Origin of the sequence: Paenibacillus sp. ACRRY, assembly GCF_022346995.1 — a bacterium.
In the GTDB taxonomy this organism is placed as follows: Bacteria; Bacillota; Bacilli; order Paenibacillales; family Paenibacillaceae; genus Paenibacillus.
Genome location: NZ_JAKRNM010000007.1, coordinates 224,953 through 236,678 on the forward strand (window position 1 = coordinate 224,953; position 11,726 = coordinate 236,678).

The 11,726-nt window shown below is 49.0% G+C and carries 8 protein-coding genes; 7 read left to right on the forward strand and 1 reads right to left on the reverse strand.

Translation table 11 applies throughout. The annotated features are described in order from the left end of the window. Positions 1-25 precede the first annotated feature (25 nt). Positions 26-520, forward strand: coding sequence for a hypothetical protein (locus MH144_RS22655; protein ID WP_239304350.1), 495 nt, complete (start codon positions 26-28; stop codon positions 518-520). 111 nt (positions 521-631) lie between these two features. Further along, positions 632-1,003, forward strand: a complete 372-nt coding sequence (locus MH144_RS22660) for a hypothetical protein (RefSeq protein ID WP_127539013.1) — start codon at positions 632-634, stop codon at positions 1,001-1,003. 372 nt (positions 1,004-1,375) lie between these two features. On the opposite strand, the gene MH144_RS22665 is transcribed toward MH144_RS22660, so the two are convergent. Next, the gene (locus MH144_RS22665; protein ID WP_239304352.1) at positions 1,376-2,731 is read right to left on the reverse strand and encodes a dipeptidase; all 1,356 of its coding nucleotides are present in this window, start codon (positions 2,729-2,731) and stop codon (positions 1,376-1,378) included. 219 nt (positions 2,732-2,950) lie between these two features. On the opposite strand from MH144_RS22665, the gene MH144_RS22670 reads away from it, so the two are divergent. From MH144_RS22670 to MH144_RS22690, 5 genes are all read left to right on the forward strand, one after another. Further along, complete coding sequence (locus tag MH144_RS22670) at positions 2,951-5,353, forward strand: AraC family transcriptional regulator (RefSeq protein ID WP_239304354.1); 2,403 nt, start codon at positions 2,951-2,953, stop codon at positions 5,351-5,353. A 332-nt stretch (positions 5,354-5,685) separates the two neighbouring features. Next, the gene (locus MH144_RS22675) at positions 5,686-6,615 is read left to right on the forward strand and encodes an ABC transporter permease (protein ID WP_183525357.1); all 930 of its coding nucleotides are present in this window, start codon (positions 5,686-5,688) and stop codon (positions 6,613-6,615) included. 36 nt (positions 6,616-6,651) lie between these two features. Next, positions 6,652-7,539, forward strand: coding sequence for a carbohydrate ABC transporter permease (locus MH144_RS22680; protein WP_095293262.1), 888 nt, complete (start codon positions 6,652-6,654; stop codon positions 7,537-7,539). Positions 7,540-7,558: 19 nt separating this feature from the next. Beyond that, the gene (locus MH144_RS22685; RefSeq protein WP_239304356.1) at positions 7,559-9,070 is read left to right on the forward strand and encodes an extracellular solute-binding protein; all 1,512 of its coding nucleotides are present in this window, start codon (positions 7,559-7,561) and stop codon (positions 9,068-9,070) included. A gap of 206 nt (positions 9,071-9,276) precedes the next feature. Further along, positions 9,277-11,726: glycosyl hydrolase (locus MH144_RS22690; RefSeq protein WP_275440249.1), on the forward strand; the 2,450-nt coding region annotated here is incomplete at its 3' end.

An 11,726-nucleotide genomic window follows, 5' to 3' on the forward strand; every position in this document is an offset into this window, starting at 1 on the left:
CAGGTGGAGAGGTTTTGGTTAACCAATGAATCGTAAATTCAGAAAGACGGACATCGTGATAATTATTGCCGTTGCTGCTGCTTTAATAGTTAGCATCGGGTACTGGATCAACGCCAACAGATCGATTAATAATGCAGATGTAGAGGCATTTATTCAGGATCAAAATCTGGATCATGTCCTTATTCAACAGGTCGATACATCCTTATATTATATCTTCGGTGAGAATGTCATTTATGCGTTCAAAGGCAAACAGCATTTTTCCAAATCGGGATATGATCATAAGGATGACGTCGTGTTTGGTGGGATAATCAAGGGGTCGGTTGGGCTTGTGATTAACGATCCGGAGATTATGAAGCAGGCTAACCTGTATACACTTACGATAGACGGGACGACCCGCAAGTATAATTATGGTGGTGAGAAGTATCTGGTCATCGCCGATGAACGCATATGGAATCCTTCTCTGCAGTTTGAGCTGAGCTTTTATGATGCAGAAGGAACAGAGCTTTATCATCAGGAGTAATATCGGGAGCATGACTGTTTTCCGCTGGGGAGGCAATCGGGTGAGTAATATGTTAAAATAGTCTCAAAAAAAGACGGGATCTGCGGATCACGCATAACGGAGGCGTGAAACATGGAACGTAACGCTATGCTCGAGTTCGATCCATTCCTCACAGAGCTGGCGGAAAAACTGCACGTGCACGGATATTATGCCTTTTATGGTGAGCATTATAATGAAGCCGATATGGAGCAGTACCGCAGACACCTGTTTAACTCATTCCGCAATATCGTATGGGTAGAGCTGGATGCACGCAAAAAATATATGATTGTCGACCATCGTGGACGAAACACCGTCATGAAATTGATTGATGGCATGCTGAATACCCGTAGAACGCTGCGGGCCAATCAGGCGATGGCGGGTACGGATACATCCAATGTTCAGCAGGAGATTACCCATCTGACGCAGATGGTGCACATGCTAAGATTTACGACGTTTAGAACATAAGTGATGTAAACCAAGAGAGACTTCCCCCGAGGGGAGTCTCTCTTTTGTATTGCAACAGTCTAACGACAAAAAGAGTGTCCCGTCATAAATAAAACGGAACACTCTTTTTGATTGCACTTAACCTCTATTCACATCTAAAGATAGCCTCAATCGTAAAATGAGTTTTGGGAAATGCTGAAACTATCTAAGTTAAGTTGGGTAACTATTTACACGATTAACGGAGCGGGGAGAAAAAGGCTGAAGAAGCGGAGCGTTCGCGTTTATCACCGGAATTTCTCCCTTTGAAAAAGAGGATCAAAGAAATCCGGGGATAACAGCGATCGGAAGCTTGTTCTCCCTGCGGAGTGTCCTCGTGTAACGAGTTTTTTAACTTTACAAGCTCTTCAAAAATTGTACGATCGTCAACAACCCTTTATCAAAGTTCTCCAGGTTGAAGTGTTCATTCGGTGCGTGCAGGTTCTCGTCCGGCAAACCAAAGCCCATCATCACGGCAGGTACGCCGAGTACACGGGAGAGCTTTTCAACGATCGGGATGGAACCGCCGTCTTTGGTAAACAGGGCACGAACGCCATACACCTGCTCGTAAGCGTCAGCCGCTTTTTGCAGGATCGGATCGGTCGGATCGGTATTGAACGCAAAGGCTTTCTCGATTTGTTTCACATGCAGCGTGGCACCTGGCTGTACGTGTGCACGCAGATGTGCTTCAATGCGGTCCAGCACCTGTTGCGGGTCTTGGTTGGCAACAAGGCGGCATGTGATTTTGGCATGAGCCTCTTTTGGAATGACGGTTTTGGTACCTTCACCCTGGAAGCCACCCCATACACCGTTCAGTTCCAGCGTTGGACGTGCGCCAACACGTTCCACGAACGAGTATCCTTCCTCACCATACAATTGCTCCAGTCCAAGATCCTGGCGAAGCTGCTCTTCATTGAAGCCTTGCTTCACGAACTCTTCTCTCATTTCCGGAGAGAGGGGGAGAACGCCATCATAGAAACCATCCACACTCACGCGGCCTTGCTCATCATGCAGCGAAGCGAGCAGGGATACGAGCGCATGCAGTGCGTTAGGTACACCACCGCCGAAGGAGCCGGAGTGCAGGTCGGTGTTGGCCGTATTCAGATCTACCTCGAGCGAGCAAAGGCCGCGCAGGCCTGTGGAGATTGCCGGTTTTCCTTTTTCGAGCAGGGAAGTATCGGAGATCAATACCATGTCTGCACGAAGCTTGTCCGTATTGTCATTCAGATAGATCGGCAGGTTCGGGCTGGAGATTTCCTCTTCGCCTTCGATACAGAACTTCACGTTAACTGGAAGTTCCTTGTTTTCAGCGAGCAGGGCTTCTACTGCTTTGATATGTAAGAAGATCTGTCCTTTGTCATCTGTCGCCCCACGTGCGAACAGTTTTCCGTCCCGAACAGTAGGTTCGAAGGGAGGCGTTTCCCACAGGTTAAGCGGATCGACAGGTTGTACGTCATAGTGCCCATAGATCAGTGCTGTTGGTTTTCCAGGAGCATGCAGGTGGTCTGCATAAACAATGGGATGTCCAGCGGTTTGAATAACCTCTACATTTTCCATGCCTGCACGTGTCAGTGCGTCTGCTGCCCATTGTGCTGCACGGTTAATATCCTCTTTATGAGCTGAAATGGCCGAAATGCTGGGAATGGACAGCCATTCATTCAGTTCTGCCAGATGTTTTTCTCTATTCTCTTGAAAATAAGTCTGTTCTTTCATTAAAAAAGCCTCCTTCATGTTTTGCTTTATCCTATTGTAATCCATTTTAGCGTCTTAATAAAACATTGGTTAAAAAAATGATCGGCTGCGTACCGTTCCATTCCGCCGGAAATTGTGAGTATAATACAGGAAACGGATTTCATCCATATTTTCTCAGCAGAGGAGTTGGGGGAGTTCCCATGATAGTCAGACCACATGCAAGCAGGCAGGTGAATGATGATGGAAACGACTAAAAGAGAGAGGCCGCCAGGTCGATTGGCGCGTTTGCCCGGGTTCACTCCTGGACGCCATAAAGGACGTTTTTACCGGAATAGTCTGATGATTATTTTGCTCATTGCCAGCATCCCCGGATTGATTACAGGTATCGTGATGTACCAGCTGGTTGTTGGCAGAATGGAAAATGAATTCAATCGCATGCATCAAAACCAGATCGAGAATCGGGCACGCAATGTGGACGACCAGCTGGCCTATCTGGAGATGACCCTGTCGCATTGGGCCTTTGAACCAAGGTTTGGCAATGCACTGCGAACCCTGGATTTTGTCTATTATTTTAATGAAACGCAGGAGATCGTCACCACATTATATGTACTGGAAGGGTCACATCCCCTGATTAAGTCTGCACAGCTGTATTTGCAGGAGCCGAAGCCAATCCTATTCAACCGGGAGTATAACGAATTATTAGATGATGCGAAAATAAAAGCTTATGACCGTTACCTATCCATGGGCAATCATGTGTACTGGACAGACTGGGTATCCAGCGCAAGCATTGAACCAGCAGCTACCATGAAGGGCAGCTTACTGCATACCGATGCAGGCAACGCGCTGGTTCTGGTACATAAAATCCCGGGTGAGAATAATAACCCGTTCGGCGCACTCATTATTACCCTGGACAATGTGAAAGTCGCCAGTTTGTTGAAAACGCTTACTCCTTATGACGAAGGCTTGACCTTTCTTATGGATCAGGAAGGCAATACGTTGGTCACCGGTAATCCGGGAGGGGGCCAGCAGAATTCAGCCTTTGAACAGCAGCTTAAGGAAGAGATTGCACAGCATGCGGACAGTACGTCTTTTTTGTTCAAATATGAAGATCAGACCTACTCCGTATCATACGGCTCCTTAAGCCGAATTGATTCCGACTGGACCTATGTCTCCGCTGCACCGCTGACATCTGTGACATCACCGGTGAAGCTGGTATCCAAAATTATTGTCATTGCGAGCGCAGGCAGCCTGCTGCTGGGACTCATGTTATCCTGGCTTGCTTCACGACGGATTTATTCCCCTGTGGCGAGAATGCTTCATCTTCTGACACCAGGCAAACATGAGGCTCAGGCCAATCCGAGGCTGGACGAATTCCAGCTGCTGGAACAGCAGTGGAATGAGCTGACTTCCCGAAGTCTTACTGCACACCGTCAATTGCAGGAGCAGCTTCCGCATTTGCGTGACAGCTTTGTACTGCAGCTGGTTCAAGGACACTTATATGCCTACAACGAGGAAGACCTCCAGAAGCGCATGAAGAATCTTGGATTCGAAGTGGAGGGCCAGCAATTTTTGCTGCTGCAAATGTATTTTACGGGCTATGCCCGGCTGCAGGGACGATTTGGAAGTCAGGATACCGGCCTGGTGACCTTTGCAGCCGTAAACATCATTGAAGAGGTGGCCAAAAGCTATTTTAGCCAAGTCAGTATGATGAATTTTCATGACCTCTCTTCAGCCATGCTTGTCATTGCACCGAAGGATGAACAGCTCAAGTCGCAAGCATTGCTCTGGGGTCAGGAACTGATTGAGGTTATTGGGCGGACGCTTAAAATGAATGTCACAGTCATGATTAGTCACTCCGCTGATTCCCTGCATGAGCTGCCCGGCATCTTTGTTGAGATGGAACAGGCGGTTGCTTATCGCAGCATAGAGGAAGGGAGTCAGATACTCGATCTGGAAGATGAGCAGTGTTTTCGGAGAGCGGAGGAAGCAGCTTATCCGCTGGGCTTGGAACGCGAGATGATTCAGGCGATCAGACTCGGCAAGCAGGAGGAAGCGGATCGGGTGCTGGAACAGTTTATGGGCGAAATCGCCCGGACGGGCAGTACCGAATTTCAGGTACAGCAGATGATGCTGCAGCTGCTCGGAAGTGTGCAGCATATGATGCTGCAGACGGGGGTAACACCGTATAAGCTGTTCGGAGGCTGCAATATGTACGAACGATTGTCAGCGATCCGCGAACCTGCACAGATGAAGCAGTGGATGATGAGTAAGGTACTGGTGCCCTATATACAGGAAATCGAGATGCGAGCGCAGGAGCCGCTGAAACAGGTGGTGGAACGGACAATGCTGTATATGGACGAGCATTATCGTAATGAAATCTCCCTGGAAGGCTGCGCAGATGCAGAACAGATGACACCCTATGCGCTCAGCAAAGCCTTCAAGCAAGTATCGGGCATGAACTTTATTGATTATTTGACAAAGGTCCGAATGGAGGCAGCCAAACAGCTGCTGCGTGAGACAACAATGAAAATTAATGACATTGCAGCTGCTGTGGGTTATCAGCACAGTTATTTTAATCGCATCTTCAAAAAACAGGAGGGTGTAACGCCAAGCCAGTATCGGGATCAGTGGTTTGGCAAATGATCTGTTTACCACCTTGCTGCCTCACCGGGATCCGAACCATCGGATTCCGGTTTTTCTTGTTGAGAAGGATGAAAACAAAGAAGGATAAGGCTGCAAAAATGTGCAATGGGGTATTACGAAAAATGTCCAAATTGAAGCATAAGTGGCGTCATAGCGGGCTTTTTGGCCTCGCCCAGTACGCAAGCAAAAAATGAAGGTTGCCGGAAAAGGGGGCTCTGTATAGTCTGAATTACAAGCTTTGTTGATAACGCTTACATAAATAAGGGAGGGGAGAGATTATGAACGGGAAGACCGAATGGAATGGAAATACCGCAGCGGCAGCCCAGGCGGAAATGGCCACCATGCCGATGAAGCGGGAATCCAATTGGAAGAGGCAGATCAAGCGTAACAAATGGCTGTACGTGCTTGTGCTTCCCGGATTTCTGTACTTTGTTATCTTTAAGTATTTGCCCATGTGGGGGATTGTCATTGCCTTTCAGGACTATCAGCCTTTTCTCGGTATTAAGAACAGTGAATGGGTGGGCATGGAGAACTTTACGACTTTTTTCTCCAACCCGGACTTCTTTCGATTGCTGCGTAACACGCTGGTTCTTGCCATATATGATCTCATATTCTTTTTCCCGGCACCGATCATTATCGCCCTTTTATTAAATGAAATCAGGGTCGCGTTCTTCAAAAGAACGATTCAAACGCTGGTGTATGTACCTCATTTTGTATCCATGGTGATTATCGCCAGTATCACTTACGTCTTCCTGACCCCTCAAGGCGGGGTACTGTACGACCTGATTGCCTGGATAACTGGAAAACCCATAGATGTACTATCCAGTCCGGGTTCGTTTCGTCCACTGATTATCATTCAGATGATGTGGAAGGAGATGGGCTGGGGAACAATTATCTTCCTGGCCGCACTCGCAGGCGTGGATACCGAGCAGTATGAGGCCTCCATTGTGGATGGTGCCGGACGATTGCGACGCATGTGGCACATTACGCTGCCGGCGATCCGCACAACCATTGTTATTCTGCTCATTCTCAGACTCGGGAACTTTTTGGATACGGGATTCGAACAGATTTATCTGATGACCAACTCACTTAACCGGGACGTGGCAGATGTATTTGATACCTATGTCTATACGGTAGGGATTACGCAAGGGGCATTCAGCTACAGTACCGCGGTAGGATTATTCAAATCGGTCGTGGGTATCATCCTGGTACTCGGCAGTAATAAACTTGCCAAGAAATTCGGCCATCCGGGGATTTATTAACAGGCATTCTGCATGAATTCATAAGGAGGAAAGCCCATGAACAGCCGTCTATACAACAGCCCTGCCGGCAAAGTATTTGATATTTTCAATTACGTCATGCTGGGTATTCTGGGCATACTGACTGTCCTTCCTTTCCTGTATATTATAGGGAATTCGTTCGCGACCGAAGCCGAGATTACGGAACGCAGTTTCTTTCTCATTCCGAAAGTCTTCTCCTTCAGCGCGTATGAGTATATTTTTTCTTCGTCTACCATCTTCCGCAGCATTGGCGTCTCCGTATTTGTAACGGTAGCAGGCACGCTGGTCAATCTATTCTTCACGCTGACGATGGCTTATCCGCTATCCAGAAGTGACTTCTGGGGCCGTAACGTCATGATGAACATGGTGATCTTCTCCATGCTGTTCGGCGGAGGAATGATCCCGACGTATCTCGTCATTCGTGGACTAGGATTGCTTGATTCTTACTGGGCCCTTATGCTTCCTGGCGCAATCAGCGCTTTTAATTTAATTGTTGTCAAAAACTTTTTTCAGCAAATGCCGCCCGGGCTGGAGGAAGCGGCCCGTATCGACGGTTGCTCGGACCTCGGGGTACTCTGGCGAATTGTCCTGCCACTATCCAAACCGGTGATTGCCACGTTTGCGTTATTTTATGCCGTAGGGCATTGGAATAACTTCTTCTCGGCACTCCTGTACATTTCCGACAGTGACAAATGGCCGCTGCAGGTGATGCTGAGACAGATTGTTCTGCTCTCGCAGGCAAGCGTTGGGGATATGGCCAATATGGATCCCAATTTCGTACAGCCACCGGAACAGTCCATTAAAATGGCCGTCATCGTGGTAGGTACCATTCCGATTTTGCTCGTGTATCCGTTTTTGCAAAAGCATTTTGCCAAAGGTGTCATGTTAGGCTCAATCAAAGGCTAAAAGCCAAGGGGGAGAACGTATGGGACAAAAAGCGGGAATCAAAAAAACAGCACTTGTACTTTCGGCAACATTGTTACTGAGCACGGTTCTGGGAGCTTGCTCCACAGACAAATCCAACGATACGGGCGAAGGGGCTGCAGGTGGAACCGAACAGATCACGATCATGCTTCCGAACTTTGAAGCCGAAAACCCGCCTGAAAACAGTCCAGTAATTCAGAAACTTGAGGAATTAACCAAAGTGGATGTGAATCTGCAATGGGTGCCGAGCAGCTCCTATGAGGACAAATTCAACATTACTCTGGCCTCGGGTAAACTGCCTGATGTGATGGTCGTGCTCGGGAAATCGCCAAGTTTCATTAACGCTGCACGTACCGGGGCTTTCTGGGAGCTGGGGCCTTATCTGAAAGACTACCCAAACTTGAGCCAGATGAACGAAATTATTACGAACAATGCCTCCATTGACGGAAAAACCTACGGTATCTATCGGGGAAGGCCGTTGGGACGGAACGGGATAACAATCCGGAAGGATTGGCTGGAAAACCTGGGTCTGGAAGAACCCAAAAATTTGGACGATCTTTATAATGTGCTGAAAGCATTCACTACAGATGATCCGGATGGCAACGGCAAGGATGATACGTACGGTTTGGTAGCGAGCAAATTTAACGGGCCGTGGGATAATATGCAAATCTGGTTTGGTGCACCCAACAAATGGGGCGATGATGGCAGCGGTAAATTGATTCCAGCACACGAAACGCCTGAGTATATGGAGGCACTGAAGTTTTTCCGTCAGATTTATAGCGAAGGTTTGGTGAACAAGGACTTTGCCGTGATGGATGCGACCAAGCTGCCTGATCCGTTTGTCAACGGGCAGGCGGGTGTCATGATCGATGTAGCGGATAACGCCCAGCGGATGGATCAGAAAATTTTGGAGAAGGACCCATCGGCAACAGGACGAGTGGATGTGCTTCAGGCGGTGGAAGGGCCCAAAGGGCTGCGTGACATGCCTACCTCAGGCTACTCGGGTATGATTGCCGTCTCCAAAAGTGGTGTGAAAACGGAAGAAGATCTGAAAAAGGTGCTCGCATTCCTGGATCAATTGAACGAGCCGGAGCTTCAGGCTTTGCTGTCCAATGGTCTCGAAGGTAAACAATATGAGAAAAAAGGGGAATATGTTGTTCCAACCACCGACAAGCTTGCACTGCGAGATCTGCAGGGTCTGAACCAAATATTGATGTTCCTTCCGGAAGACCGCGCCTTCCGGATTGAGCCGACGCCCGTTCGTGAGAAGGTAGCAGAGGTACAGAAGGCCAACGAAGAGATCGTTGTTCCCAATCCAGGTGAGCCGTTGATCTCTGACATTTATGCACAAAAGGGACCCCAGCTGGATAACATCATCAACGATGCCCGTATCAAATTCATCGTGGGACAGATTGATGAGAAGGGATTCCAGGATGCAATCGCACTGTGGAAGAGCAGTGGCGGTGATGAGTACGTGAAGGAAGTCAACGAACTGTACGCTGCATTGAAGTAGAAGAATTCCAGAGCCCGGCAGCCGTACGTAAGTACAACAAAAGCTGTCGGGAATTTCCATCTATATCAATTTTTTAAAACATTTTGTATTTACAGGCTCCCTAACCGCATTTTTTAATGTATAATCATAGCCAAACAAACGTACATGAACACAAATGAACCGTAATGGAAAATGAAATAATTCTTTTTAACAGGGAGGAAAGCGTCATGTGGAACGGGGAAGCATTTGCGAATCCCGCCGCGCAGTACCGGATTCATCCCTTCTGGTTTTGGAATGGGGATATGGAGGAAGAGCAGATCAAACGGCAAGTGAATGAAATGTCAGCACAGGGTGTGGGCGGTTTTTTCATTTGTCCGCGTCAAGGGCTGCAGATTCCCTATCTGTCGGATGCTTGGTTTGACAAGGTCCGGATTGCGGTGGAGGCAGCGGAGAGCTGCGGCATGCAAGTATGGCTGTATGACGAATACCCCTATCCTAGCGGCATGGCAGGCGGGGAGGTCACCCTAGATTTCCCAGAAGCCAAGCAGCGCCAGCTTGTGCATCATCAGCTGCATGTGCAGGGCGGAGAAGCTGTGAATCATGAGTTGCCGTGGGGACGTATATTGGTCGCCAAAGCCATTCCAAGAGACACAGAGGGTAACCGGTTATGGGATGAGTCTATCGATCTGCGGCACAGCATCGGCAATATCCAGACCGATCAGGTCTATCAGGAGACGGGTCTGACATCGTATAATCGCAAGCGATTTTTTACATATCGGACGGCTTTCCGCCTGGTGTGGGACCCCCCGGCAGGGAATTGGGATGTCATCCTGTTTCAGGAAGTGGAGATGGACGATTTCAAATATTACGGCAATTTTGTTGACCCGTGCCACAGGGAAGCGATGAGCCGTTTTATTGAACTGACACATGACCGGTATGCGGCGGCTGTTGGAACTCATTTTGACAGCGTTATCAAAGGGATGTTTTCGGATGAAATTGCGCCGCTCGGACGTATTCCCTGGTCTCCTCAGCTGCCTGCATATTTCCGTGAACGCTGTGGATATAGTCTCATTGATTCGCTTCCTGCCCTGTTATACGGCGATGTTCCGGATTCGGCCCGTATTCGGTATGACTATTATCAATCGCTGCATCTGCTTCTCAGGGAGTCATACCATCAGCAGGTGCATGACTGGTGCGAGGATGCGGGGATCCAGTATGCCGCAGAGGTTCCTGGCGTACGGATGACGACTCAGTTGTTCAGCCATATGCCTGGGGGAGACTCCGCACATGAGAAGCTCGGACGCCCCTTATCCTGGATTCTGGAACGGTACGGCAAGAGAATGCGTGACAATCCGAAGATGGTGAGCTCACTGGCGAGACAGCTGGGACGCAGCCGCAATTTGATCGAGTGTTTTCATAGTGTGGGCTGGTCGATGACGCTGCAGGATGCCAAATGGATGATTGACCGGATGGCAGCCATGGGCACGAATTTCTATAATTTCCACGCTTTTTTCTATACGATTGGTGGATTAACAAAGCATGATGCACCGCCATCCCAGTTTCTGCAGAATCCATACTGGAAGCATTTCCGCCAGCTTGGAGATTACACCGGACGAATAAGTTATCTCATGAGCACGGGGACAGCCGATATTCGGATTGCCGTTCTTGATCCGACGACTACATTCTGGACCCTAATGGGCAATCCGCTGCACGGGTTTGAATATAGCGGTGAGGATGAAGCCGAACGGGCGAAACTGGAGCGGCTTACGAATGATTGGATGCGAATTGGTGTGCATTTGCTAGAGAACAGACGTGACTATGACCATCTGGACCCTGAGCTGCTGGCTGAAGCCGAACTTGCGGGTGGAACGATTCGGATTGGTGCTGCCAGATACGAAGTACTTATTCTTCCGCCGATGCTGAACCTGGAGGCGGATGCCTGGAAGCAGGTTAGACGTTTTGCTGAGCAAGGAGGAACCGTCATATCAGTCGGACTGCCTCCGTACGTCGCAATTCAGGAAGGAAGTCCGGTAGGCAATGAAGCAGCGAACTTCTTCGGTGCAGGGGATAAACCTGAGGAAGAGTATTGGGGTCATTCCCGGGAAACAAGGCAAGGCAGCAGTGAATTAATGTGGCAGCAAGGGGAGGGAGAAGCCTACTTCCTTCCGGTTGGTGCAGGTCAGGGGGATGATTCAACACTTGAATTGATCTCACTGCTGCTGGACCAGGTGCTGCCAGAGCCTGTCTGTTGGATTATGGAGGAAGAGAGTGCTTCCTTGTTAATGCAGACCCGTCAATTATCGGATGGTGAGTATATGGTGTTCCTGTCCAACCAGGAGGGTCGGCAATTAAAGGGACAATTGAAGGTCGTTGCCAAGCGGTTATGGAGCGATACGGATGTCTCATCGGATAAACGTGTGCTGGCAGAGCGGCTTAATCTGGAGACAGGAGAACGGGAAGTTTTGCCGCTGACCTGCAGCGGTGGAGAATGGTGCATTTCACTCGGGTTTGCCGGGTATGAGGCACATACTGTGCGGCTGACTTTGCAAGTAAAATCTTCTGAGGATAGACCAGGTAACATCGGTCAGACCGAAGTGGCTGTACCTTTCACGACTGCTGCTGCAGATACGCCATCTGCCCCTCTTCTTTTGCCTGTGGAAGGGCCATGGCGACTGGA